At 37.7% G+C, this 24,901-nt stretch carries 24 protein-coding genes and 1 other annotated feature; of the genes, 5 read left to right on the forward strand and 19 right to left on the reverse strand.

Annotated elements, in window-relative coordinates:
- Positions 1–77 precede the first annotated feature (77 nt).
- The 16 genes from ACI4WO_RS09135 to prfB all read right to left on the reverse strand — a co-directional run bounded on the left by ACI4WO_RS09135 (position 78) and on the right by prfB (position 16,433).
- On the reverse strand, positions 78–548 hold the full coding sequence (locus ACI4WO_RS09135; RefSeq protein WP_439807252.1) for a GNAT family N-acetyltransferase: 471 nt from the start codon (positions 546–548) through the stop codon (positions 78–80).
- Between the two features lie 12 nt (positions 549–560).
- Positions 561–908, reverse strand: a complete 348-nt coding sequence (locus tag ACI4WO_RS09140; RefSeq protein ID WP_439807253.1) for an arsenate reductase family protein — start codon at positions 906–908, stop codon at positions 561–563.
- A 13-nt stretch (positions 909–921) separates the two neighbouring features.
- Complete coding sequence (locus ACI4WO_RS09145; RefSeq protein ID WP_439807254.1) at positions 922–1,647, reverse strand: histidine phosphatase family protein; 726 nt, start codon at positions 1,645–1,647, stop codon at positions 922–924.
- A gap of 18 nt (positions 1,648–1,665) precedes the next feature.
- Entirely contained in the window at positions 1,666–2,805 is a 1,140-nt protein-coding gene (locus tag ACI4WO_RS09150; protein WP_439807255.1) for a DHHW family protein, read from the reverse strand.
- A 14-nt stretch (positions 2,806–2,819) separates the two neighbouring features.
- Positions 2,820–4,211, reverse strand: a complete 1,392-nt coding sequence (locus ACI4WO_RS09155) for an MBOAT family O-acyltransferase (protein ID WP_439807256.1) — start codon at positions 4,209–4,211, stop codon at positions 2,820–2,822.
- A gap of 3 nt (positions 4,212–4,214) precedes the next feature.
- The gene (locus ACI4WO_RS09160) at positions 4,215–4,814 is read right to left on the reverse strand and encodes a toprim domain-containing protein (RefSeq protein WP_439807257.1); all 600 of its coding nucleotides are present in this window, start codon (positions 4,812–4,814) and stop codon (positions 4,215–4,217) included.
- Positions 4,815–4,829: 15 nt separating this feature from the next.
- Positions 4,830–5,876: a DNA polymerase III subunit delta gene (gene holA, locus ACI4WO_RS09165; RefSeq protein WP_439807258.1), complete on the reverse strand. Its 1,047-nt coding sequence runs from the start codon at positions 5,874–5,876 to the stop codon at positions 4,830–4,832.
- A gap of 2 nt (positions 5,877–5,878) precedes the next feature.
- The gene (locus ACI4WO_RS09170) at positions 5,879–7,915 is read right to left on the reverse strand and encodes a ComEC/Rec2 family competence protein (protein WP_439807259.1); all 2,037 of its coding nucleotides are present in this window, start codon (positions 7,913–7,915) and stop codon (positions 5,879–5,881) included.
- A gap of 50 nt (positions 7,916–7,965) precedes the next feature.
- On the reverse strand, positions 7,966–8,502 hold the full coding sequence (locus tag ACI4WO_RS09175; RefSeq protein ID WP_439807260.1) for a phosphoribosyltransferase family protein: 537 nt from the start codon (positions 8,500–8,502) through the stop codon (positions 7,966–7,968).
- Positions 8,503–8,519: 17 nt separating this feature from the next.
- Positions 8,520–8,870: a histidine triad nucleotide-binding protein gene (locus ACI4WO_RS09180; protein ID WP_439807261.1), complete on the reverse strand. Its 351-nt coding sequence runs from the start codon at positions 8,868–8,870 to the stop codon at positions 8,520–8,522.
- 13 nt (positions 8,871–8,883) lie between these two features.
- On the reverse strand, positions 8,884–11,526 hold the full coding sequence (alaS, locus tag ACI4WO_RS09185; RefSeq protein WP_439807262.1) for an alanine--tRNA ligase: 2,643 nt from the start codon (positions 11,524–11,526) through the stop codon (positions 8,884–8,886).
- Between the two features lie 60 nt (positions 11,527–11,586).
- Positions 11,587–11,781, reverse strand: a binding site (T-box leader).
- A gap of 56 nt (positions 11,782–11,837) precedes the next feature.
- On the reverse strand, positions 11,838–13,424 hold the full coding sequence (locus tag ACI4WO_RS09190) for a peptidoglycan D,D-transpeptidase FtsI family protein (RefSeq protein ID WP_439807263.1): 1,587 nt from the start codon (positions 13,422–13,424) through the stop codon (positions 11,838–11,840).
- 59 nt (positions 13,425–13,483) lie between these two features.
- On the reverse strand, positions 13,484–13,924 hold the full coding sequence (gene dtd, locus ACI4WO_RS09195) for a D-aminoacyl-tRNA deacylase (RefSeq protein ID WP_439807264.1): 441 nt from the start codon (positions 13,922–13,924) through the stop codon (positions 13,484–13,486).
- Positions 13,921–14,652 carry an NAD-dependent protein deacylase gene (locus tag ACI4WO_RS09200; protein WP_439807265.1) on the reverse strand — a complete coding sequence of 244 codons (732 nt, stop codon included), beginning with the start codon at positions 14,650–14,652 and terminating at the stop codon, positions 13,921–13,923. Before ACI4WO_RS09200 ends, dtd begins: the two co-directional genes overlap by 4 nt.
- 1 nt (position 14,653) lies before the next feature.
- Positions 14,654–15,049, reverse strand: a complete 396-nt coding sequence (locus ACI4WO_RS09205) for a secondary thiamine-phosphate synthase enzyme YjbQ (RefSeq protein WP_439807266.1) — start codon at positions 15,047–15,049, stop codon at positions 14,654–14,656.
- Between the two features lie 262 nt (positions 15,050–15,311).
- The gene (gene prfB, locus ACI4WO_RS09210; protein WP_439807267.1) at positions 15,312–16,433 is read right to left on the reverse strand and encodes a peptide chain release factor 2; all 1,122 of its coding nucleotides are present in this window, start codon (positions 16,431–16,433) and stop codon (positions 15,312–15,314) included.
- Positions 16,434–16,723: 290 nt separating this feature from the next.
- On the opposite strand from prfB, the gene ACI4WO_RS09215 reads away from it, so the two are divergent.
- From ACI4WO_RS09215 to rpsR, 5 genes are all read left to right on the forward strand, one after another.
- Positions 16,724–17,677 carry an RING finger protein gene (locus ACI4WO_RS09215; protein WP_439807268.1) on the forward strand — a complete coding sequence of 318 codons (954 nt, stop codon included), beginning with the start codon at positions 16,724–16,726 and terminating at the stop codon, positions 17,675–17,677.
- Between the two features lie 27 nt (positions 17,678–17,704).
- Positions 17,705–18,583: a UTP--glucose-1-phosphate uridylyltransferase GalU gene (gene galU / locus ACI4WO_RS09220; RefSeq protein WP_439807269.1), complete on the forward strand. Its 879-nt coding sequence runs from the start codon at positions 17,705–17,707 to the stop codon at positions 18,581–18,583.
- 94 nt (positions 18,584–18,677) lie between these two features.
- Positions 18,678–18,971 (forward strand): 30S ribosomal protein S6, encoded by a 294-nt coding sequence (rpsF, locus tag ACI4WO_RS09225; protein ID WP_439807270.1) that lies wholly within the window; start codon positions 18,678–18,680, stop codon positions 18,969–18,971.
- A 27-nt stretch (positions 18,972–18,998) separates the two neighbouring features.
- Positions 18,999–19,496: a single-stranded DNA-binding protein gene (locus ACI4WO_RS09230; protein ID WP_439807271.1), complete on the forward strand. Its 498-nt coding sequence runs from the start codon at positions 18,999–19,001 to the stop codon at positions 19,494–19,496.
- Positions 19,497–19,524: 28 nt separating this feature from the next.
- Positions 19,525–19,767, forward strand: coding sequence for a 30S ribosomal protein S18 (rpsR, locus tag ACI4WO_RS09235; protein WP_439807272.1), 243 nt, complete (start codon positions 19,525–19,527; stop codon positions 19,765–19,767).
- Positions 19,768–19,872: 105 nt separating this feature from the next.
- Here the strand turns inward: rpsR and ACI4WO_RS09240 are convergent, their stop codons facing one another.
- The 3 genes from ACI4WO_RS09240 to ACI4WO_RS09250 form a co-directional block, all read right to left on the reverse strand.
- On the reverse strand, positions 19,873–21,756 hold the full coding sequence (locus ACI4WO_RS09240; protein ID WP_439807273.1) for a glycosyl hydrolase: 1,884 nt from the start codon (positions 21,754–21,756) through the stop codon (positions 19,873–19,875).
- A gap of 150 nt (positions 21,757–21,906) precedes the next feature.
- Complete coding sequence (locus ACI4WO_RS09245) at positions 21,907–23,181, reverse strand: aminotransferase class I/II-fold pyridoxal phosphate-dependent enzyme (RefSeq protein ID WP_439807274.1); 1,275 nt, start codon at positions 23,179–23,181, stop codon at positions 21,907–21,909.
- Positions 23,182–23,355: 174 nt separating this feature from the next.
- Positions 23,356–24,849 (reverse strand): glutamate synthase subunit beta, encoded by a 1,494-nt coding sequence (locus ACI4WO_RS09250; protein ID WP_439807275.1) that lies wholly within the window; start codon positions 24,847–24,849, stop codon positions 23,356–23,358.
- Positions 24,850–24,901: the final 52 nt, after the last annotated feature.

Genomic DNA, 24,901 nt, shown 5'->3' on the forward strand with positions numbered 1-24,901 from the left:
TTAAAATTTTACCCCATATTCGGCATCGAATATGGGGTTTTTCTACAGTCTGAAACAGCGGAAAATCCGCTGTTTTTTTATAAAATAGTCTCCATGCCCATTTTCTGAGGATACAGTCCGCACTTTTCATAAAACTTTACAGCACGTTCATTGCACATCCATACATTAAGGGTTACATTATAGCATTCATTTTTCCGTGCAAAATCCACAACGGCTCTGTAAATTTCTTCACCGATATGCTGTCCCCTGATTTTTTCGTCAACACAAAGATCATCTATGTAAAGGGTTTTTATATCCGTCATTGCTGTATCGCCTTTATGTTCCTGAAAAATACAAAAGGCATACCCCAAAACCCTGTCATTTTCATCAACACCTACTAAAACAGGTCTGCTTTTGTCATCAATTATTTCTTCGAGCTGTTGATCAGTATACTTTCTGCCGTTTTTTCTGAATAAATCTGGTCTGCCCGCATTATGCACATTGCATACCTGCAAAAGCAGCTCCCCGATTTTCTCAATATCCCGTTTTTCTGCCATTCGTACAGTCATTTCAATTCTCCATCATTTAAGTTTTTCCCATTCATTTTCTTTAAATCCGACCAGTATAATACTATCAGATACAATAATAGGTCTTTTTACCAGCATTCCGTCTGTAGCCAGAAGTTTCAGCTGTTCTTCCTCAGTCATATCAGCAAGTTTTTCTTTCAGGTTCATTGATTTATATAAAACGCCGCTTGTATTAAAAAAACGTTTCAGCGGCAGTCCGCTTTTCTTATACCATTCAGATAATTCCTCATAACTCGGATTATTTTCCTTAATATCTCTGAGCGTATATGAAATATTATTTTCATCAAGCCACTTCTGAGCTTTTTTACACGTAGTACACTTAGGATAACAAATATAAACCATAATTTTTCCTCCATTAGTCATGACGTTCATTTTCATTGTCAAATGTCTCACAGAATCGTGCAGCAAATGACGGCTGTTCCCCTGCAATATAAAGATGTGAAGTATCTCCGAAAGAAAGCATACGAAAATAAGCAGTTCCCTTACGCCGTTCTTCTGTCACCAGTGTAGTAACCGAGGATGGGAGTGCACAGAATCCATGCCACAAAACCATTGGTGAAACTCCAAGAAGATGCCCCAGCATAACACATTCAACACCAAAATGGCAGAACAAAGCAATGGTATCGTTGTTAGGATTTACTGCATTATAACAATTTCCGTTTCTTTCATAACCATGCTTTGCAATAAGACTGTCCAGTCCGGTATAAACTTTTTTTGCCTCATCAATAACTTTTCCTTCCTCCATTATTGGAGTTGTATACCATAAATCCCTGCTGTAATATTTATCTTCTGCCGTCCATTCACCCGGCAGCCAGTCCCATGTTATGCGTTTATTGCCATCGGGACCGTTTATAGGTGCATCAAATTCTCTGAGCCAGTCACATATTTCAGCAGTTTGTCCGGTTTTTTCCAGAGTAAATGACGCTGTATCCCTTGCTCTTCCCAATGGAGACACATAAAATGCTTTTATCTGCATATTTTTAAGCTTGTCAGACAAAAGCTCTGCCTCCCTCCAGCCTTTTTCAGTAAGAGAATCAATAGAATAGTCCGGTTCTCCGTGTCTTATTATCAAAATTTTCATTTTTAAAACTCCTTTGAATCATCCTTCAAAACCTGCAATTTTTATATTTTTGTCCTCTGCAAACGTAGACGCATTATAAAGAAAAAGAGTCTGATCATAATCATCAGGATTTACAAAATCACCAATTGAAGTTTTTACATACCTAAGATCAATAACTGCAATTTCTGAATAATTCTGAGTCAGGAACGGAATAAAGGAATTTGCATAGGAATCTTTTATGACCAATATTTTTTTACCGTTTCCCACATCAGTTTTTATATCAGTAAATGCTCTGTTATTACCCAGAAATACGCAGTACTTGTCTCTGCCCTCAAGAAAATCCCTGAAATAAATATCATCACAGTGTGACTGTCCCGTACCGTCATCTAAAATCACATCTGTGATATCTGCACCGTTTTTCAGACTATAAATATCAATTACATCAGCCGGTGTTTTTTTGTACAGACATTTTGCATAAAATGTTCCTCTGAAATCCGAACTTGCATGCTCAATGCTGTATGCTTCAACAGGTAAAGTTTCACCGCCCAGCTGCTTTATTGCTTCGCTGTAGGCACAATATGCACCATAGCTTGTCCAGTGATGATCATTTCTGTAATATATATAATTTTCTTTTTCATTTATAAGGCAATCAAATACATCTATACAGGTTATATCATCAGAAAAATTATTATAAATATGTTCAATAATTTCCTTCTGATCAATCTGAGGAGCATTTTCAGGCAGTCTGTCCCTGTAAATTCCGGCGGAAGTAGGAGCAATAAGTGCAAAAACCTCAGTATCATATAACTGAGCATATTTATTTATTGCATTTACTGAAATATCAATTTCATTATAATCCGGTTCATTTATTTTTTCAATAAGCATACTGTCAGTTATATAAATATTATTTATCATATCCTTTCCCGAAAGTCTGTCAATATCCATTTTTGCCCTTACCCAGTTAATGCGTTCCGGAAAATGATCAGAAAGATATTTTTCAACATCCTTCATAAAACTTTTGTCTGCCACTGCTGATGCACTAAATTCCGGCATATTTCCAAGCTTTCTGTTTTCAGCTTCTGAAATATCTTTTTTATCAGAAAATATTAAGATCAGCGGCATTGAAACAATCAGCACTGAAAAAAATACAGCCATTATTATTTTTCGCTTTTTGTCCATCTGTCATCTTCCTCCTAAAATCTGAAATAAAGAAAAGGATTATAGCTTGCATCCACCAGATAAGCCGTACAGATAAGCATTATACATATCTGTACAAAAGGTGCAGAAACATCTATAATTTTAGAAACAGATGACTTTTCCTTAAGCTTTTTTATAATTTTTCCCGGAAGTTCTCCACTGAAAAATACACACAGAACAAATAAAACAATATAATTTTTAAGCTGAAACAATGCCTGAGAATCTATAAAAGTACCGTTGCCGCAAAACATTGCCTTAAAGTAATACAATGCATCTGTCAGACTTGCAGTATCAAACAGAACCCATCCGAAAACAACCAGTACAAATGTATAAAGTATACTGAAAAAAGGATTTATCTTTTCAAGATACTTTCCCAGAAAAAATTTTTCAATTATTATCAATACTCCAAAATAAATTCCCCATAAAATAAAATTCCAGCTTGCACCATGCCATAGTCCGGTCAGCCCCCAGACTATTAAAAGGTTTCTCAAAGTTTTTGCCTTTCCTTTGCGGTTTCCCCCAAGCGGTATGTAAACATAAGAACGAAACCATGAACCAAGAGTAATATGCCACCTTCTCCAGAATTCTGAAATACTTCTTGAAATATAGGGATGCCTGAAATTTTCCGGAAAGTTAAATCCGAGCATTTTTCCAAGGCCCACCGCCATATCTGAATATCCGGAAAAATCATAATAAATCTGGAAAGTAAAAGCAAGTATTCCAAGCCATGCAGTAACTGCTGAAATCCCGGAATAATCCATAGACTTTATTTCAGTCCATAAAAGTCCGATATTGTTTGCAAGCAGAACCTTTTTTCCCAGTCCCCTTATGAAAATTTCTGCACCCTCTCCAAACATAACACCATTTATTTTTCTTTCGTTTATTTCATTCTGAACATCCTCATACCTTACAATAGGTCCGGCAACAATCTGTGGAAAAAGTGTTACATATGCAGCATAATTAATAAAGTTTTTCTGTACTTTGATTTTCCTCATATACATATCTATAGTATATGACATACTCTGAAATGTGTAAAATGAAATGCCTATAGGCAAAGGCAGTTCTTTAATTTTTAATCCGATAATTCCTGCTGCAAACCCACTGTATTTAAAGGTGAAAAGTATTCCTAAATTTATCACCAAAGATGTGATAAGTGCAGCTCTCCGGATTTTATCATTTGCATCAAACCTGTCAATAATTCTTCCTGCCGTATAATCAACTGCTGTAGTAAAAAGCATAAGAAAAACGTAAACCGGTTCTCCCCACGCATAAAAAAGCAAGCCTGAAGCTAAAAGAATTATATTTTTAATCTGCTTCGGGACTGCATAATAAATCAGCAGAATAACAGGAAGAAAAAAATAAATAAATACAATACTTGAAAAAACCATTTATTATCTCCTGCTTATTATCTTTTTGTCCATTATTTCTTTAAGTTCATCACAGTCCATCATTGTATTCAGAACTTCCAGCATTGAATTTGACGAAAGCAGTGTAGGAAGATTTAAATATTCCAACAGTCTCCGACGTAAAACACTGCTGTTTTTTCCTCCGGAAAGTCCAAGCATATACAAATCTGTCTTAGATATTTTCTCCCGACCATCATCTGCAGATTCGGAAGCTGTAATACCAGCATTTTCAAATGCCTTTAAAATTATTCTTTTTTCTACTCCTTCAACGCCAAGCTTACCCTCAGCAGAAGGCTTTGTTTTTCTCTTTTCCTTGCCAATTATATCAGGTATGTAAACATTATAAATTTTACCGTTTTTCACAGCACCTTTTATATGATTTCTGATTTTAAAACCGGCACTGTCGGAATCAGTAAGAATAATAATACCTGTTTTCACAGCATAATATTTAATAAGTTCAAGCTTTTCCGTGTCTTTGAATATTCCAAAGCCATTAGTTACAATAATTACAGCATCAACAATTGAAGAAATCTTTATTTTGTCATATTTTCCTTCAACTATAATTGCCTGATCTATCTTTATCATTCCAACACATCCTATTTATCTTCTTGCTGCAATAATCATTTCTGTAAGAGCCTTTTCAAGTATTATTTTCTGTGATACCGGTGACTGCTTTAGCTTTCTGTCAGTATCTCTGAGAATACATATACATTTTCGTATATTTTCCAATGATATTTTACGGCAGTCACGATAAGCATTATTGACAGCAAATTCCCTTCCTTTATAGTTAAAATCACTGATAATATCATTCGGTCGTTTATTTACAGTCATAGCAGCTCTGGCACGATATAAGTCAAGAAACGCCATTGAAATTGCAGACAGCACAGCCACCGGTTCATTTCTTTTGTCCAGCAAATCATCAAGCAAAACAAAAGCCTGTCCGGCATTCAAAGAAGTTACAGCTCTTGCAAGCTTAAAGGAATCAGTTTCAATCTGTCCTGAAACAAGCCGATCAACATCCTCTGGTCTGATTTCCTGATTTTCTCTGTAGGAGCATAATTTTTCCAGTTCATTGTTTATCTGCATAGAATCCATCAGACAATATTCTGCAAGTTTCTGAGCTGTGGTTCTGGATATTGAACAGCCGTATTTCTGAGCTTTGTCAGTAATTGATTTCACAACCGCCGTCATGGTTTTCAGTCCGCATTCACAAACCAATCCTTTTTTGCTTATACAGTCAGCAAGTTTTTTATTTTTTCCCGTAATATATTTTTTGCCGTTTTTCACATCAAATCCGGTAATGTTGAAAATTACAACTGTATATTCCGGAAGCGTATTCAGTGCGTCCGTCAGCTGGTTGATTTTATCAGCACTAAGCTCTTCAGCATTCAGATCATTAATCACAATGGCATTATATTCGGCAAACATAGGACTAATTTCCATAATATCCAGTAAACTGCTTATATCAATATTTTTCCCGTCAATTTTATTTACATTTTCACGCCAGTTTTTTCCAAGATATTTTTTCAGTATTGCCCTGGTTGTTTCTTCAACAGTCATAACATCTCTGCCATAGATATAATAAATTCCCGGAAGTTCACCTGACTTAATTTTTTTCAATAATTCCATAGCATTAATCTCAGCCATTTTTACAGTCTCCTAACTGAAAATTCTGCATTTTTATCTGCACGTACAACAATATTTGATTCACATATTTCTCCTGAACTCTCAGCTGAATTTTCTGCTTCCGGAATTATCAGACCTTTGCATTCCGGAGGTTCGAAAAGCATGTCATATTCAGCAAATACAGTTACATGGTCAATATTCCTGCTGCTGTCACACGCAAATGAAAAATCTCCATAGTATAAGTAAATCATAGAGTTATATATGCCATATGTGTATTCATTATATTTAACAGTAAGATTACTGTAATCTGAAAATTCAGGCTGTGTTCCGCATATATAACTGTCCTGCCGGATAAAAGTACCAGAAGGCAGCAAAACTTTTCTGACTTCAAATAAATCCATTGAATTATTATATATTGCCATTGTCTGATAAGGTTTCGACATTATTGAAATACTGTTTATTTCAGTTATATTTTCACTTTGAAGATACTTCACAGCATACTGACAATTATATTTATCTCCGCTCAGATCAATAATATCGGCAGATAATCCTCTGGAAATTATTACAACATCAATACTTTCATCACCCAGCAAGGCAATATTAACATCATTTCTTCCAGAGTAATTCAAAATAGAAATACTTGTACAGAATATTACCCATGAACACAAAACCGAAATAACTTCCATCTTATGATTCTTAAAAATAAAATATGTAAGAATACAAAATATAATTAAAACTACTGCTATTATCTTTGCATTACCATCAAAACTAATATATGAAAATTTCTGATTTCCGATAAGCCGGACAGAATTTAGTACAATCCGGCACAGTACTCCTGCACACTTAACAAGTAATACAGGTTTTACAAATACCGTAAGAGCTGAAATCATGCCCAGCAAAAGTGCCGCCATGCATATAGGGGTCAGTATAATATTTGCAGCAGGCGAAAAAAATGACCCTTCTCCGAAGCAAATAACTGACACAGGAAAAATACCAGCAGAAACACAGAACATGTATACAATTTTACGAATATTTTTTCTGAAGAAGTCATTTCCTGAAATTTTGTCCGAAATAAATGGTGCAAAAACACCGGCACTGAAAGTTCCTGTGACAGACAGAACCAGTGAAGGATTTCTGATAGAAAACGGACAACCCACTGTAAGAATAATCAGTGAAATACAAATTGAATTAAGAGTATCTGAATGCCGGTAGAATAATGGTGCTGCATAAACGATAGTCATCATAAGAGCCGCACGGAGTACAGACGGTGAAAGTCCGCTGCATACAGCAAACAAAAGCATTAAAACTTCCAATAAAACAAATTGTATTCTTTTGTTCATGCCGGTTCTTTTAAAAATATAAGAAAAGATACCACAGAATAAAACCAGATGCAAACCAGAAACAGCCATTACATGTCCGATGCCTGTTCTGTAAAACATTGTTTTATCATCCGTTTCGATTCCTGATTTATCACCAAACAGCATAGCTGTAAGCATTGATGCCTCATTCTCCGGAATTGAAGATCTTATAAATTCTGTAACATAATCTCTGTACTCTCTGAGTATTCTGTTCAGTGAAAATCCATTATTTTCAGTTACATACGACTTTGTAATTTTATCCGAAACCAGATAAATACCATTTGATTTATAGTAATCCCTGCTGTCAAACAGATAATCATTTTCAGGAATTTTTAATGTACCTTCCAGATAAAATTCATCACTTATACTAAAATCATAAGTATTGTCATATACATATATTTTTACAGTTTCCTTATCATTAATTCTCCCTTTAAGAAGATAACGGGTTTTATCTCCGGAATATTCCTGATAATCAATAATTTTACCGATGAAATATATTTCCTTTCCGCTGTATTTTAAAACTGAATCATATTTTAAAGAACTGTAAGTTCCATAATATCCCACTGCTATACAAAATACTGTCAGCAATAGAATCACTTCTTTTATTTTCAGCTTAAAAATAAATTTCCATAAAACCAACAGAACAGCCGCAGAAATAATTATTAAAAAATAAAATGCCGGACGCAGTAATGAAGCGACCAATAAGCCAACTCCCCATGCTGCACCGGCATAAACTATTTTACGTTTCAATTTTATTTAAAAAACAGCGGCAGTTTTTCAAGATAAACAATATCATCTCTGTCAGCCGCATCCCCTTCAGCTAAAACTGCTGACTGGCATACAATTTCTCCTCCGGCTTTCTTTACAAGAGCAACAAGAGCATTTAATGATTCTCCTGTACTGATTACATCATCTGCTATCAGTACTTTCTTTCCTTTCAGTTCAGATACACTGTCCTCATCAAGGAATAAAGTCTGCTTATTTTCAGTTGTGATAGATTTCACCTCTACAGAAACGGGATTTTTCATATAAAGCTTTACAGATTTTCTGGCGACAATATATTTTTTTCCGCTTTGCCTTGCCATTTCATATCCCAGCGGAATTCCCTTGCTTTCAGCAGTCAGAATAACATCAAATTCCGGCACTTTTTTAAGAAGCTCTTCTGCGCATTTTACAGTCAGTTCAACATCTGAAAACATAATAAAAGCGGCAATATCCAGCTTGTCATTTAAAGGACAAAGAGGAAGCTCTCTTGTAAGTCCTGCAACCTTAAGCGCATAATGATCCATACTTGTCCCTCCTGAAATCAGACTGCACTGTCACTGCTCCAGCCCATTTTCTTTCCTGCAAGAAGGTGAAAATGGAGATGATGAACACTCTGACCTGCGTCTTCTCCGCAGTTTGTAATAATCCTGAATCCGTCAGAAAAGCCCTCATCAGCAGCAATTTTAGCAGCGACCTCAAAAATATGAGCCACATACTTTGAATTTTCAGAATTTATTTCAGACGCACCAGAAATATGCTCTTTCGGAACAATCAGATAATGAATCGGTGCAACCGGTTCTATATCTTTAAACGCATATACCATATCATCCTCATAAACCTTACTGCTTGGTATTTCTCCGGCAATAATTTTACAAAACAGACAATCACTCATTTGTAGCTTCTCCTTATTTCAAAAATTCTTCAACAATACTTTCCAATGAACCCAATGCTTCATCGATCATATAATTTTTACCTATACCTGCCATTGCATTGTCAGGACGTCCGCCGCCCTTGCCGCCTGTAACAGCCGCTATTCTCTGTACTATCTTACCGGCATTTGCACCCTTTGCAACTGCATTTTTACCGCATACACAGTAAAGTGTACCCTTATCATCAGAAACGCCTGCAAATACTGCAATAAAGTCTTCAGTTTGTTCCTTTATTTTATCTCCAAGCTGTCTGAGCATATCCGGTTTTGTACCATTAAGCATTGCGGAAACAATTTTTATTCCATTAATTTCCTTTGCATCTTTAAATATTTCAACGAGCTGATTTCCGGCAAGCTGCTGACTGAGCTTCTGGATCTGCTTATCCTTTTCCTTGACTTCTTCTATGAGTACTTCACATCTTTCAACAAGCTTTGAAGGATTTGTAATTTTAAGAATATCAGCAGCATCCTTGATATTTTTTCTGAACTCATTCATAAGCTTTAAAACACCGTTTCCGGTTACTGCTTCAATTCTTCTGACACCTGAAGCAACGGAGCTTTCAGAAACAATTTTAAACAATCCGATGTTTGAAGTATTTTTTACATGAGTACCGCCGCAGAATTCCACAGAATCACCGCCGATATCAACCACTCTTACGATATCTCCGTATTTTTCTCCGAACAGTGCCATAGCGCCCAGATTTCTTGCTTCATCTATAGGCATTTCCTTAGTCACAACATCAACAGATTTAAGGATTTCATCATTTACAAAATTTTCTACCTCATCCAGTTCATCTGATGTAAGCGCACTGAAATGAGAAAAGTCAAATCTGCATCTTTCTGAGTTTACAAGCTGACCTGCCTGATGAACATGAGTTCCCAGAACCTTTCTGAGACCTGCCTGAAGAAGATGTGCAGCCGTATGATTTCTCATTGCAGACATTCTCTTTTCAACATCTATTTCAGCAAATATCTTATCGTTTTTATTAATGCTTCCCTGCTCTACAGTACCGAAATGCAGGAAATGACCGTTCTCAGTTTTCTTTACACTGTAAATTGAGAAAAGAGCTCCTTCTGCTTTCAGTTCACCAGTATCAGATTCCTGTCCGCCGCTTTCTGCATAGAACGGAGTTGAATCAAGAATTACAACAGCTTCCTGTCCCTCTGACGCTGAATCAACAGGTTTTCCGTCTGCAAAGATTTCAAGTATCTGTGCGTCATGCTTAAATCTGGTATAACCTGTAAATTCCGTTGCAGGAACATTGATATCAGCCGTACTGTCTTCACTCCATGAGGTTTTCACCTTTGAAGCCCTGTCACTTCTTGCCTTTCTCTTCTGTTCCTCCATACACTCCATAAAACGGTTTTCATCAACAGAAATTCCCTTTTCAGCAGCAATTTCCTTTGTAAGATCAAGAGGGAATCCATAGGTATCGCTAAGCTTAAACGCATCGTCACCAGACAATACATTTTTAAGATCTCCTGACTCAATTTTATCAATAAACTGATTTAACAATTCTGAACCTTTATCAATTGTTTTAGCAAAACTTTCTTCCTCATGCTTGATAATTGTCTTGATAAGCTCTCTTTTTTCTTCCAGTTCCGGATAAGCTGCTTTGTTTTCTTCAATTACAGTATCACAAACCTTATAAAGGAACGGCTCACTGATGCCGAGCATTTTGCCGTGTCTTGCGGCTCTTCTGAGAAGTCTTTTAAGAACATAACCTCTTCCCTCGTTTGCAGGAGTAATACCGTCACCCACCATAAATGTAGTACTTCTTATATGGTCTGTGATAACTCTTAATGAAACGTCTGTCTGTTCATCTTTTTTATATTCAACACCGGCTATTTCACAGATCCTGTTCATAATATTCTTAACAGTATCAACCTCAAACAGGTTATCAACGCCCTGCATTACACATGCAAGTCTTTCAAGTCCCATACCGGTATCAATATTCGGGTGTTCCATTTTAGTGTAATTACCCTTGCCGTCGCTGTCAAACTGACTGAATACAAGATTCCATACTTCAACATATCTGTCACAGTCACAGCCCACCTTACAGTCAGGAGAGCCGCATCCATGTTCAGGACCTCTGTCAAAATAAATTTCAGAGCAAGGACCGCACGGACCCGAACCATGTTCCCAGAAATTATCTTCCTTTCCGAGTCTTGTCATATGATCAGGTGATACGCCGATATGCTTTGTCCATAAGTCATAAGCCTCGTCATCATCTTCATATACTGAAACATAAAGCTTGTCAACAGGCATTTCAAGAACCTTTGTAAAGAATTCCCAAGCCCATTCAATAGCTTCCACCTTAAAATAATCCCCGAAAGAGAAGTTTCCCAACATTTCAAAATATGTACCATGTCTGGAAGTTTTTCCGACACGTTCAATATCAGGTGTTCTGATACACTTCTGACATGTAGTTACTCTTTTATTCGGCGGAACAGCCTGCCCCAGGAAAAACTTCTTAAGAGGTGCCATACCGGAATTAATAAGCAGCAGACTGTTATCTCCCTGAGGTATCAGTGAAGCACTTGCCATTCTTGTATGATTTTTGCTTTCAAAAAAAGAAAGATACATTTCTCTTAATTCATTGACTCCACGCCACTTCATAAATAAAAAACTCCTTATAATTGATTTATAAAAAGCTGCAATAATAAAAGCCTTGCGTCCTAATGGGACGAAGGCTCGTGGTACCACCCAAATTCAAAAGTATAAATACTTTCCTTTATTTTATTTAACGCATAAATCACGTCCGGCTTTCACCGGAAGCTCAAGGGTAGCACTTGCCGGTATGAACAGAAGCTTACACCATATGCTTCCTCTCTGAAGAACAAAAACGGCAATCATTCCTATCACAGCCAATATAATATTCCTTTTATATTATATCAAAAATTCAAAAAAAGTCAATCATTTTTTGAATTTTATTTATAAATATTCGTTATTCTCTCTGCAATTTCCTTAAACACTGGGGCTGCACAGTCATTGCCGTATCCCCCGTCCTCGCAAAGTACAGTTACAGCATATCTGGGTTCGCTTACCGGAAAATAGCCGGTTATCCAGCCATGGCATATTTCAACTCCGTCATCACCGAACCTTCCGGTCTGTGCAGTAGAAGTTTTACCTGCGGCATAAGTATTTCCGGGTCTTGCATTGGAATTTTCATTTTCGCTTACTGCTGCTATCATCAGATCCTGAAGTCTGAATGCAGTTGTTCTGTCCATCACCTGAGAATACTTTATATCCTCCTCATTAACAATTTCTTTTCCGTCCTGTGTGATACCCTTTACAAGTCTTGGAACAAAAAGTTTTCCCTCATTTGCAATAGCCGCTGTAAATGCACAGATCTGCACAGGAGATGCCAGAAGCTTTCCCTGACCGAAAGAAAAATTTGCTTTTTCAGCCGGAAGCTCAAGATCTTCCAAAGTCTGCAAATTCCCTCCGGATGCAATTATTCCTGAAGCCAGCGGAATACTTCTCCCGAATCCCATTTTTTCAGCTGTTTCCAGAAAAACAGAATTATCAATATGTTTTGACAGTTCAATAAAATAAGTATTGCACGAATTGGTCATTGCCTCTGTCATATTCTGAATTCCATGCCCGCCAATATCATGACATTTAAAAATCTGTCCGTCAATTTCAGTATATCCTGTGCAGTTATAGGTAAAATCTTCATTTAACCCCTGTTCAAATGCAGCCTGTGCAGTGATAAGCTTAAATATTGAACCTACATTGTATGAATACAGACAGCGGTTAATAAGCGGAGAATTTTCATCATTCAGTGCGTCTTCAAGATTATCCGTACTGTAACCCGGAACACTTGCCATGCCCAGTATATCCCCGGTGTGTATATCCATAACAACAACAGCACCTTTTTCCATTTTACTGCCTGCAAGCTCACATATTGCCTGAATATATTTGTCAATGGTCAGCACGACTCCAGCAGTCATTTCATCATCAGCTTCTATCTGTCTGTCAATACCCTCCAGAACAGTTCCCTGACCGTCAATACCGTATGTTACCGTATTCTGCTGAACGTTTGAACGCAGAAATTCATCATATGCCGCTTCAATTCCGGTAACACCCTTACCGTCCTGCACATAACCGATAATATGCTGTGCGATCTGGTTTTCACTGTATCTTTCCGGTACTTCAAATACCGTAATATCACTGCTGTCGAACTTATTGCTGTCCACCTGGCACACAAAAGGACTCCCATAAACAAGCTTTGAGTAATATTCATCTCTGTCAACAATATGGGGCAGTATTTCCTCCGCTGCATCAGCTGTAGGATTAATAGCAGCATAAAAATTTGTTTTATTGTTTACCAGTTTATTGTAATTTCGGTCATATATATTTCCGTTTACATTTCCAACTGTCAGTTTATAAGTACCCTGATTTTTTCCTGTTTCCAGATAATCATTATTATTCACCACCACATATATTCTCATATAAAGTATCGAAAACATAAATGCAAAAGTCACAGCGAGAATTATAAGTCTTTTATACATAAAAATCCCTCCTGTTTTATTATGCACTAAACAGGAGAGTTTTAAACCATATTCTATTACTATACATCCTCCAGAACTATTGTAAACGGTCCGTCGTTTAAAAGTTCCACCTTCATATCAGCCCCGAAAACACCTTTTTCAACAACAGGAACATAATTTCTGCATTCCTCCGTAAAAAACTCATAAAGCCTGTTTGCCTCATCCGGCTTTCCTGCATTTAAAAAGTTTGGTCTGTTGCCCTTACGGCAGTCTGCATATAAAGTAAACTGGGAAATAACCAGCAGTGAACCGTTGACGTCGTTTACCGAAAGATTGATCTTATCATTTTCATCTGAAAAAATTCTAAGCCTTACAATTTTATTCACAAGCCTTTTTACGTCTTCTTCAGTATCATCCAGTCCTACGCCCAGAAAAACAAGCAGTCCCTTTCCGATACTTCCTTTTACCTCACCGTCAACCTTAACAGACGCATGAGTAACCCTTTGCAATACTGCTCTCATTGCTTTCCTCCATTTGTATTTATTTCTCCGAATACGCTGCCCAGACTTTCATGTAAAACCAGATCAGCATAGGAATCCGCCGGAGTATTGCTTTTATTTATAAGAACAAGCTTACAATTACGGCTCTTATACTGTATCAGTCCGGCAGCCGGATAAACGTTCAGTGAAGTTCCGCCTACGATCAGCAAATCGGCATTTTCAATTGCATTTACAGAGCCATTTATAACACTGTCATCAAGACCTTCCTGATATAAAACAACATCGGGCTTTATGATTCCGCCGCATTCACATCCGGGAATATCTTTGCTGTGAAGAATAAATTCAGCATTATAAAACTTTCCGCATTTCATGCAGTAATTGCGAAGCACACTACCATGCAGTTCATAAACTGTCTTACTGCCTGCTGCCTGATGAAGTCCGTCAATATTCTGGGTTATGACAGCCTTAAGCCTTCCTGACTTTTCCATTTCTGCAAGCTTTAAATGGGTTATATTAGGTTTAGCATCCAGGCAAAGCATTTTCTCACGGTAAAATCTGTAAAACTCTTCTGTTTCACTCATGAAAAAATCGTGGCTTAAAATTGTTTCCGGCGGAAATTTATATTTCTGATTATAAAGTCCGTCAACACTTCTGAAATCAGGAATACCGCTTTCCGTTGACACTCCGGCTCCGCCGAAAAACACAATATTTGTACTTTCATTAATATAGTCCTGAAAAGTTTTTGCCATTTCAATCACCCATTACCTTAACATAAAAATGTCTGTTTCTCGGTCCGTCATATTCGCAGAAATATATTCCCTGCCATGTTCCGAGAACAAGTCTGCCGTTTTCGATAATTATAACAGTATTGTTTCCGGTCGCAAGGGTTTTCAGATGAGCCGATGAATTTCCTTCCATGTGACGAAATTCAGGTCTGTCCGGATATGTTTTGTCAAGAGCATAAAGCAAGTCGGTCACCACATCCGGGTCGGCATTTTCATTTATTGTGATTCCGGCTGTGGTATGAGGACAATAAACTATACATATCCCGCTTTTAACTCCGCTTTTTGCTACAGCATCACTGACATATTCAGTGATATTTATAAAATCCTCTGCCGGAGTTTTTATTTTATATTCATAAAGCATGATATCCTCCGCTGTTAATAATTAATAGCAACTATCTTCGTAACTTATTGAGGGAACCCCTTTTGAAAAAGGATTTCCCTCAAACTCCCTTCCTAAAACTTCACCTGATTTTTTCTCAGAGGAACAAATGCACCTCTGAGAAAAAATAAATAAAAGTCTTTGGAAAGGGGTCTGGGAAAGAACCTCTCTTCAGAAAGGTTTCCCCAGCAAGGTTTCGGATATACTGCTGTAACTACTGATTTACAGAATGTATATCAAAATTTTACTTATTTTCCAATGTTCCATGGGAAAGTGATTTCAGATATGCATTAATAAATCCGTCGAGATCACCGTCCATAACCGCAGAGATATTTCCCGTTTCAAAACTTGTTCTGTGGTCTTTAACAAGTGTATAAGGCATAAATACATAGGAACGAATCTGTGCACCCCATGCAATTTCTTTCTGTACGCCTTTGATATCCGAGATTTTTTCCAGATGTTCTCTTTCCTTTATTTCAATAAGCTTGGATTTGAGCATTTTCATAGCATAGTCCTTGTTCTGGAACTGACTTCGCTGAGTCTGACATGCAACAACAATTCCAGTAGGAATATGTGTAAGACGAACAGCTGATGATGTCTTGTTAATATGCTGACCGCCGGCACCGCTTGCTCTGTACACATCCATTTTAATATCCTCAGGACGGATATCCACTTCAATATTATCATCAATTTCCGGCATTACCTCAATAGCCGCAAATGATGTATGACGTCTTCCGGACGAGTCAAAAGGAGAAATTCTTACAAGTCTGTGTACCCCTGCCTCTGACTTGAGAAAACCATAGGCATTAACTCCCTCAACAAGTATGGACGCACTCTTAAGTCCGGCTTCATCCCCGTCAAGGTAATCCAGAAGATTTACTTTGAAATCATGACTTTCTGCCCATTTGTTATACATTCTGTAAAGCATTTCTGCCCAGTCCTGTGCCTCCGTACCCCCGGCGCCTGCATGAAAGGTTATAATTGCATTATTCTCGTCATACTCGCCTGTAAGAAGTGTTGTAAGCTTTTGATTTTCAAGTTTTTTCTTGAATTCTTCAAGTCCCTGTGCAATTTCCTCGGCTGCACTTTCATCATCTTCCTCCATAGAAAGTTCTGTAAGAGTTATCAGATCATCAAGCTGGGACGAAAGTGATTCCAGACTTGCAATCTTATTTTCAATTGCCTTGGTTTTCTGCAAGACCTGCTGGGAACGCTCAAGATCATCCCAGAATCCCGGCTCTGCCGCCTTGTTTCTCAGCTCTTCCAGCTCAATTTTAGCATGTTCAATATCCAGAACATCTGATAGTTCTTTGACTTCAGGAACATAAGAAGTCAGTTCATTTTTAAGATCATCTAATAAAATCATGTATACTCCTTTGAAATTTTACTTAAATTTTGCTTTCATTTAATATGTATATAAAGAAAATGCCGCATAATAAATACAGGGTATTATACAATACAACACAAAGTAAAGCTTTTTGTAAATTACTTTAAATTGTGCCCCCTTATTTATATGTTACAGATTTTATTATACTACAAAAATGCGTTCACTGCAAATTTTTTTATTTATTTTTTTGAAAGTGTTTGAAAATCAGAAAAAATGTGCTATAATAATATACAATAAAGTCGAACTATAAACTCCAAGGGGGGCAATTAATGTCTAATTTCACAGGTGCAAAATGCATAATCTGCAATCAGGAATTCAACGACAATGATGATATAGTTGTATGCCCTGAATGCGGTACTCCTTACCACAGGGAATGCTATGAAAAACAAGGTAAGTGTATAAATACTCAGCTGCATGAAGAACATAAAAGCTGGTCGGAAGAAATTGAACAGTCTTCAGGGGAAGATTCATTTAAAAAATGTGACAAATGCGGTAAAATAAATAAGCCGCACTCTATTGTGTGCGAAAACTGCGGTGCATTTTTTGTAGACGGAATGAATCAGCAAAGCCAGAATTTTACTGGCAGTACTGATCAGAATTCCGGGAATTCCAATGCTAATCCTTTTATGGGAATGAATTTTAATCCCAATGATAAATACTGCGGAATGAATCCGGATGAAGAATTCGATGATGTAAAATTATCAGAAGCTGCAGAATTCGTAGGGTCAAACCGTATGTATTATCTGCCGTTATTTAAAAGAATGAAAGAAACAGGCAAAAAAATATCAATGAACGTTATATGCTTTCTGTTTCCGCAGTTTTATTTTGCCAACAGAAAAATGTGGGCAGAAGCTCTGCTGTCAATTGCGGTAAGATTTATTACATCAATACCTGCAATGATATATTATTTATACATGATGGAAATATCATCCGGTATTTTAAACATGGTAGATGTAGAAGGAACTGCATTTGAAGTGGTTCTGGAAATATGCAATGTAATTTCACTGGCATTCCAGATTTTAATGTGTCTGTTTGCAAACTGGCTTTACTACCGGCATACCATCCGAAAAATAAAAAATATCAAAAACAGCGGTCTTGATGAAAATGCCGCTGCTGAAAAAATCAAAGTATCAGGAGGTACAAGCTTCCTTAGCATGTTCATTGCATTTGGCATTCAGCTTGTGCTTTCCATGATTCTTATATATTATTTTATTTATATTTAAAAATTAAAAATAATCCGGAGGTTTTAAATGAAAATCAAAAAAGCTGTAATCCCGGCAGCCGGACTCGGTACAAGAGTACTTCCTGCCACGAAAGCTATACCAAAAGAAATGTTCCCGATTGTAGATAAACCAGCCATACAGTATATTGTTGAAGAAGCAGCCAGAAGCGGTATTGAAGATATTTTAATCATCACAAGCCGTGGAAAATCCGAAATGGAAGATCATTTTGACCGTATGCCAGAACTTGAAAACAAGCTTGCAGCAGGCGGTGAAGCTAAACGTAAAATGCTTGATCAGGTCATTGATATAACAAAGCTTGCAAATATAACTTATGTAAGGCAAATGGAACAGAAAGGTTTAGGGCATGCGGTTTTGCAGGCAAAAAAATTTGTAGGAAATGAACCTTTTGCAGTGTTATATGGTGACGATGTAATTATAGGCGAGGATCCATGTATCGGTCAGCTTATAAGAGCATATGAGGAAACCGGATTGTGTGGAGCAGTCGGCATAAAAGAGGTTTCAAAACAGGATATACGAAAATATTCATCAATGAAAGTCGAATCGCTTAAGGACAATATTTACAAGGTAACTGATATGGTAGAGAAACCTGAACCCGGCATGGAATTTTCTCTTTTCTCCATTCTGGGCAGATGTGTTCTTCCGGCAGAAATATTTGATATCCTTGAAAATATCCCATACGGTGCCGGAAATGAACTTCAGCTTACTGATGCTATGAAGGTTTTAGCTCAGCGTTCGGGAGTTGCCGGTGTTGATTTTACAGGAACACGCTATGATATGGGAAACAAACTTGGAATTTTAAAAGCGTCAGTGGAAGTAGGTCTGGAGCATCCGGAAATAGGTTCGGAATTCCGTGCATATTTAAAGGAAATTTCCAAAAATCTTTAAAAAGTCTTGACATTCAATCAAAAAAAGTATATAATATATTTGTTATCCTTGCTCGTATATTGTGACGGGCTGAATCCAGAAGGAGGTGTTTTACATGGCAAAATTATCCGCTAAATATGAAGTAATGGTTGTATTCAGCATTGCTGCCGGTGAAGACAAGGTAAAGGAACTGGTTGAAAAGTTCAAGACTCTTATCGAAAACAACGGTACTGTTGAAGAAGTCAACGAATGGGGCAAGCGTAAGCTGGCTTATGAAATTGATGACCAGACTGAAGGTTACTATGTACTTTATACTTTCGAGTCCAAACCGGATTTCCCGGCTGAACTTGACAGAGTTGCAAAAATCACAGACGGCGTTATGCGTTCTATGATTACAGTTAAAAAGTAATCACCAGTCATACAGGAGGACTTCAAAATGCTTAATAAAGTCATTATAATGGGAAGACTTACTGCTGATCCTGAACTCAGGCAGACTCCTTCGGGTGTTTCAAGCTGCCGGTTTTCTGTAGCAGTTGACAGAGGATATCGTTCCAAAGATACCGGAGAAAGACAAACCGATTTTATTCGTGTTATTGCCTGGAGACAAACCGCTGAATTTGTCAGTAGGTATTTTTCAAAAGGAAAAATGATTATTGTTGAAGGCAGTCTCAGGAACAATGATTATACCGATGCAAATGGTGTAAAACATTATGGAATGGATGTTCAGGCAGATAATGTTTCATTTGGTGAGTCAAAATCCGCAAGTGCTGCAAACAGCGGAATTGTTGATAATTTCCAGCAGCCTGCTGCTCAGCAAGTTTCTGCAGCTCCTAAGCAGACAGCTCCCCAGAGTCAACCTGCTGAAGAACCTATCCAGCTTGGTGATTTAGGAGATTTTGAAGAAATTCTAAGCGACGGAGAAGTTCCGTTTTAATTACTTTATATAAAGGGAGGCTATTGTAATGGAAAGAGAAAGAAATTCTCGTGGCGCAAAAAGACCTCGTAAAAAGGTTTGTATGTTCTGTGCTGACAGAATTGACGAAATTGATTATAAAGATATCGCAAGACTCAGAAAGTGCATGACTGACAGAGCTAAGATCCTGCCAAGACGTGTTACAGGTACATGTGCATATCATCAGCGTCAGCTGACAGTGGCAATTAAAAGAGCAAGATATATTGCACTTCTGCCATATGTAAGTGAATAATAAATTTTAAGGGAGGCTTTTAAAGCTTCCCTTTTTAGTTTATATTATTATGATTTTAAATTAAAACACACGGAAAGAAAATTCTTCCCGTGTGTTAATTTTTTCTTAAACTTCCGGATTATAATATGTTAATTCAACATCTTTTCCCACAAGCCATTGATTCAATAAAACCAAATCGGCTATTTCAACAATGCCGTTGCCGTTTGTATCAGAAGCGCTTGCGTAAAGAGCATCTATAAAAACTCCTGCTTCAAGGGTTCTTCTGAGTGCAATGGAATCAATAACATTTACACTTTCATCACTGTTTACATCTCCCGGAACGAAATCAATGTCTGGATTTGTTTCTTCTGTAGAATCAGTAGGATCAGTTGTTTCAGTATTACCGTATTCATAATTTTTCCAGTCAGGAAGTTCATCAAGTGTTATGCAGTAATCACTCTGATATACTTCCTTCAGTGTGTCCGGATTGTTCTTGTTAGTACCTGAAAGGAAGTTTTCAGAACCGTTATCATACCAGATACAGAAATAGAGCCAGTTTGCCTTTTCAATCAGCATATTTTCAAGACTCGGAACTGTATCGTTTTCAGGCATTGAAACAAGCTTTGTATTGTTTGTAAGGTCAACAAGCTTGTAGAATGTGTCTGAAATAGCGTCCTCGTTAGGGCAGTCAGAAAGACCATCTGTTCTGTTGTATATACAGTTGTACTTGTCAAATCCCACGATATCAACATACTCATCTCCCGGGTACCAATCTTCATAGCCGTTTAAGAGATAGCTGTTGAATTCCCAGATAAGGTTGTGCAGACCGTATTTTTCGGTAAGGGTTGTATAAAGCTGTCTCCAGAGAGCAACGTAAGGCTCAGGACCTTCCTGTCCCCACCAGAACCACGCCTGACCGCTGTTTCCGTCATAATTTCCCTGTGCCTCGTGGTACGGTCTGAAAATAACTGGAATTCCTGCGTCCTGTATTTTCAGAAGTTCCTGTGCAAGCAGGTCAATGCAGAGCATGGTGTATTCATATTCCTTTGTACCCTCAATAGTCGCATTCTTTACGCTGAATGAACTGTTTGGCTTATAGGACGCTGAAGACCAGTCCACTTCATCACCTAAGGTATAATTATCGAAATCAGTCGGCAAGCTTATATGCTGGCAGACTGTAGGAATACCGTTTCGCTCATTTGCCCATTCGATAATTCTTTCAGTTGTGCCGTCGTCCCAACCGTAGAGTGGGTTTACGTTCTGGTAGTCAAAACCTCTTATTGCAGGGTAAACACCGAAATTATCGTGTATCCATTCAAATTCCGACTCATATCCCTGGAGGTATTTGCCGCTGTATCCGGCAGGCTGATCCTTGGTGTGTCCGTTGCCATAGATTTCCTGCTGACCTGAAATAATGTGGTTTCCATACATATCACAGAGATAATTCATAAGTCCCTGTGTTTCTTTTGTGGCATTCTTGTCTGAAAGAGTCGGTTCAATGTTCAGTTCCGGCACTTTTGCTTTGGATACTGTAACGGTATCGTATTCAGCATATCCCCAGCTGCCTGTAACTTCAAAGTTGTTTTCGCCCTTGTTGAGTCTTACTCTTCCAAAGTTGACATCTGTCCATTCGTTGAGATAAGGCAGCCATTTTTCAAGCTTTTTGCCGTTTACATTGACAGTCTGCAAACGCAGTCCCTCGGTTGTTTCCAGCTGTGCGCATCTGAAATTCAGGTCATATAGACCGTCCTCCGGAGCTTCAACAGTAAAGCTGAAACTATCACCCCTTACATAGACAAAGCCCTCTCCGGAATAGCCCGGCAGCTGCTTGTCGTAGACGGAAGTCCAGACTTCCATACCATCAGCAAGTTCAAGGTTTTCGCACTCATCATGAAAAATAACATTTGATTCAGCATCTTCAGCTGTTACCGGCACAGTTACAGCGCAAGCCGTTGCTGTTAAAGCTGCTGCACTGAATAATGACAAAATCTTTTTTAACTTATTTATCATATCCTATTCCTCCTTATAATTTATATATAAGTTTATTATACTTTATCTGCATGAAAAAGTCAATAAATTTATGAGTTTTTTACCAAACAGCATTAGATTTTATTAAATTTATCCAAAAAAATTCAGGATAATTATTAAAAATATATTTAATTAATCCAATACTGTTTCAGCACTTGCTATCTTAACAGCAAGACAGAAAATTTCCATTGCCATTTTAAGTTCTTCAACAGAAGGATAAGTCGGAGCAATACGTATATTTTTATCTTCCGGATCCTTTCCGTAAGGATAAGTAGCTCCTGCACCTGTCAGAGTAACTCCGGCTTCCTTGCATAAAGCAACTATTCGTTTTGCGCATCCCGGAAGAGAATCAAATGAAACAAAATATCCGCCCTGAGGTTTAGTCCAGCTGCCTATGCCAAGCGGTGCAATTTCCTTTTCCAGCATATCAATAACCGCCTCAAATTTAGGAGCAAGGATTGTTTTGTGCTTGTCCATATGCTTTAACAGTCCCTGATAATCTCCGAAATACCTTACATGTCTGAGCTGATTTATCTTATCATATCCGATAGTTCTGATTCCCATAACTTTTTTCAGGAATGCAATATTATTTTTGCTTGTTCCCAGTGCAGCAACGCCGGCACCCGGAAAAGTAACCTTTGAAGTAGAGCCAAAAATATAAACCATGTCTTCATTTCCGGCTTTACGGCATTCATCCATAAGATTCAGAATAAGCTTAGGAGAATCAACCAAATGGTGAATGCAATAAGCGTTATCCCAGAATATTCTGAAATCTTCAGCTTTGGGTTTTAATGCTGCAAAACGCTTTACTGTCTCATCACTATATATATATCCTGTAGGATTTGAATACTGAGGAACGCACCATATTCCCTTTATCGAATCATCAGACGAAACAAGTTTCTCAACCATATCCATATCCGGACCATTTTCATCTGTAGGAATATTGATCATTTCTATTCCAAAATTTTCGCATATTGCAAAATGTCTGTCATATCCGGGAACAGGACACAAAAACTTTACCTTTTCCAGTTTACACCATGGTGTACTTCCATTAACGCCTTTTAAGAATGATGTAGAAACAACATCATACATTATATTAAGACTTGCATTTCCGCAAACCAAAATTTCATCATCATGAACGCCAATCATTTTTGAAAACATATCCCGTGCCTCAGGAATACCCTCAAGAATACCGTAATTACGGTAATCGTCACCATTAACACCAATAAGACTGCTTTTACTGTTCAGCACATCCATCATATCCATACTAAGTTCCAGCTGTTCCGGTCCGGGCTTTCCTCTTGCCATATTAAGCTTAAGTCCCTTAGCCTTAAAAGTATTATATTCATCATCCCACTGCTTTTTCATGGATACAAGTTCATTTTTATCCATTTCATAAAAACCCATTTAACTGCACTCCTTAAATTAACCATTTTATCAAAATGTCTGATATTATTATAACATAATTTTTACACTTTTGCAATACATGGCGTTTTACAGAAAATTTAATATTTTCCTGTAATACTGAAATTAAGGCATCTGAATATTATGCTATTCAGATACCTTAAATTTATTTGTATTTTATCTGAGATTAGTATATCCCATTAAATATTTATCGACTGCATTAGCAGCTTCACGTCCTTCACGTATTGCCCAGACAACAAGTGACTGACCTCTGTGCATATCTCCTGCGGTAAAAACATTTTCAATATTTGTCTGATAAGTATTTGCTGATTCAGTAGCAACATTTGTACGTTCATTTAGCTTTACCCCGAATGCATCTGTAATATAAGATTCAGAGCCTAAAAATCCGGCAGCAATCAGCACCAGATCAGCCGGCAGCATCTGCTCGCTTCCTGCAATTTCTTCCATACGCATACGTCCGGTTTTTGAATCAGTTACCGGCTGAAGCTTTATTGTTTCAACGAAGCGAATATGACCTGTTTCATCATTTACGAATCTTTTCACTGTTGTCTGATATATTCTCGGATCTCTTCCGAATACTGCAATTGCTTCTTCCTGACCGTAATCAGTTTTACAAACCTTAGGCCATTCGGGCCATGGATTATCTGCCGCACGGCTGTCCGGAAGCTTCGGCATCATTTCAAGCTGAATTACTGATTTACAGCCATGACGGATAGCCGTACCCACACAGTCATTTCCGGTATCACCGCCGCCTATAACAATTACATTTTTATATTTTGCGCTGATATAATAACCATCTGACAAATTAGAATTAATAAGACTTTTTGTTGTAGCCTTAAGGAAATCCATAGCATAGTATATGCCATTTGATTCACGTCCCGGAGCATTGATATTTCTCGGATTTGAAGAACCGCAGCATAAAATTACAGCGTCAAATTCTTTCTTTATTTCATCAGCAGATATATCTTTTCCAACGTTTACATTAGTACGGAATTTTACGCCTTCTTCTTCCATAAGCTTTACTCTGCGTTCAATAACAGTTTTTTCAAGCTTCATATTCGGAATACCGTACATAAGCAAACCGCCTACACGGTCTTCACGTTCAAATACTGTAACATAATGGCCACGTCTGTTCAGGCGCTGTGCAGCAGCAAGTCCGGCAGGGCCTGAACCTATAACAGCAATTTTTTTGCCGGTTCTTACCTTAGGTATCAGTGGTTTCATAAGACCATGCTCAAAAGCGTATTCAATTACAGCGTATTCGTTTTCCTTGACTGTCACCGGATCACCATACAGGCCGCAAGTACAAGCCTTTTCACAAAGTGCCGGACAAACTCTTGAAGTAAATTCAGGAAAACTGTTTGTCAGAAGCAGACGCTTTGCTGCCTCATCCATTCTTCCCTTATATATCAGGTCATTCCATTCAGGGCACAGATTATTAAGCGGACAGCCTGAAACCATACCGCCGATAAGCGGCTGTCCTGACTGGCAGAACGGTACGCCGCAGTCCATACAGCGAGCCGCCTGATTTTTTCTTTCTTCCATATCCATAGGAGTATGGAATTCACGGTAAGTTTTAATTCTTTCAAGAGGCTCCTGCCCTTTATTTTCTACTCTTTTATATTCAAGAAATCCTGTTGATTTTCCCATGTTAATCTCCATTCTGCCGCAGTAGCGTCAGCACAAATAGGAATGAAAGTAG

The organism is Porcipelethomonas sp. (assembly GCF_051893655.1).
In the GTDB taxonomy this organism is placed as follows: domain Bacteria; phylum Bacillota; class Clostridia; order Oscillospirales; family Ruminococcaceae; genus Porcipelethomonas.

Bases quoted from the DNA above. Each gene is read 5' to 3' on its own strand.
- ACI4WO_RS09200 (WP_439807265.1), bottom strand. From the start codon at position 14,652: ATGGCAAAAACTTTTCAGGACTATATTAATGAAAGTACAAATATTGTG.
- ACI4WO_RS09250 (WP_439807275.1), bottom strand. From the start codon at position 24,849: ATGGGAAAATCAACAGGATTTCTTGAATATAAAAGAGTAGAAAATAAA.
- ACI4WO_RS09140 (WP_439807253.1), bottom strand. From the start codon at position 908: ATGGTTTATATTTGTTATCCTAAGTGTACTACGTGTAAAAAAGCTCAG.
- ACI4WO_RS09145 (WP_439807254.1), bottom strand. From the start codon at position 1,647: ATGAAAATTTTGATAATAAGACACGGAGAACCGGACTATTCTATTGAT.
- ACI4WO_RS09155 (WP_439807256.1), bottom strand. From the start codon at position 4,211: ATGGTTTTTTCAAGTATTGTATTTATTTATTTTTTTCTTCCTGTTATT.
- ACI4WO_RS09245 (WP_439807274.1), bottom strand. From the start codon at position 23,181: ATGGGTTTTTATGAAATGGATAAAAATGAACTTGTATCCATGAAAAAG.
- ACI4WO_RS09190 (WP_439807263.1), bottom strand. From the start codon at position 13,424: ATGTATAAAAGACTTATAATTCTCGCTGTGACTTTTGCATTTATGTTT.
- rpsR (WP_439807272.1), top strand. From the start codon at position 19,525: ATGGAAAGAGAAAGAAATTCTCGTGGCGCAAAAAGACCTCGTAAAAAG.
- ACI4WO_RS09175 (WP_439807260.1), bottom strand. From the start codon at position 8,502: ATGGATCATTATGCGCTTAAGGTTGCAGGACTTACAAGAGAGCTTCCT.
- galU (WP_439807269.1), top strand. From the start codon at position 17,705: ATGAAAATCAAAAAAGCTGTAATCCCGGCAGCCGGACTCGGTACAAGA.
- ACI4WO_RS09160 (WP_439807257.1), bottom strand. From the start codon at position 4,814: ATGATAAAGATAGATCAGGCAATTATAGTTGAAGGAAAATATGACAAA.
- rpsF (WP_439807270.1), top strand. From the start codon at position 18,678: ATGGCAAAATTATCCGCTAAATATGAAGTAATGGTTGTATTCAGCATT.
- ACI4WO_RS09240 (WP_439807273.1), bottom strand. From the start codon at position 21,756: ATGATAAATAAGTTAAAAAAGATTTTGTCATTATTCAGTGCAGCAGCT.
- ACI4WO_RS09205 (WP_439807266.1), bottom strand. From the start codon at position 15,049: ATGCTTTATGAATATAAAATAAAAACTCCGGCAGAGGATTTTATAAAT.
- alaS (WP_439807262.1), bottom strand. From the start codon at position 11,526: ATGAAGTGGCGTGGAGTCAATGAATTAAGAGAAATGTATCTTTCTTTT.
- ACI4WO_RS09150 (WP_439807255.1), bottom strand. From the start codon at position 2,805: ATGGACAAAAAGCGAAAAATAATAATGGCTGTATTTTTTTCAGTGCTG.
- ACI4WO_RS09135 (WP_439807252.1), bottom strand. From the start codon at position 548: ATGACTGTACGAATGGCAGAAAAACGGGATATTGAGAAAATCGGGGAG.
- dtd (WP_439807264.1), bottom strand. From the start codon at position 13,924: ATGAGAGCAGTATTGCAAAGGGTTACTCATGCGTCTGTTAAGGTTGAC.
- ACI4WO_RS09215 (WP_439807268.1), top strand. From the start codon at position 16,724: ATGTCTAATTTCACAGGTGCAAAATGCATAATCTGCAATCAGGAATTC.
- holA (WP_439807258.1), bottom strand. From the start codon at position 5,876: ATGGCTGAGATTAATGCTATGGAATTATTGAAAAAAATTAAGTCAGGT.
- ACI4WO_RS09230 (WP_439807271.1), top strand. From the start codon at position 18,999: ATGCTTAATAAAGTCATTATAATGGGAAGACTTACTGCTGATCCTGAA.
- prfB (WP_439807267.1), bottom strand. From the start codon at position 16,433: ATGATTTTATTAGATGATCTTAAAAATGAACTGACTTCTTATGTTCCT.
- ACI4WO_RS09180 (WP_439807261.1), bottom strand. From the start codon at position 8,870: ATGAGTGATTGTCTGTTTTGTAAAATTATTGCCGGAGAAATACCAAGC.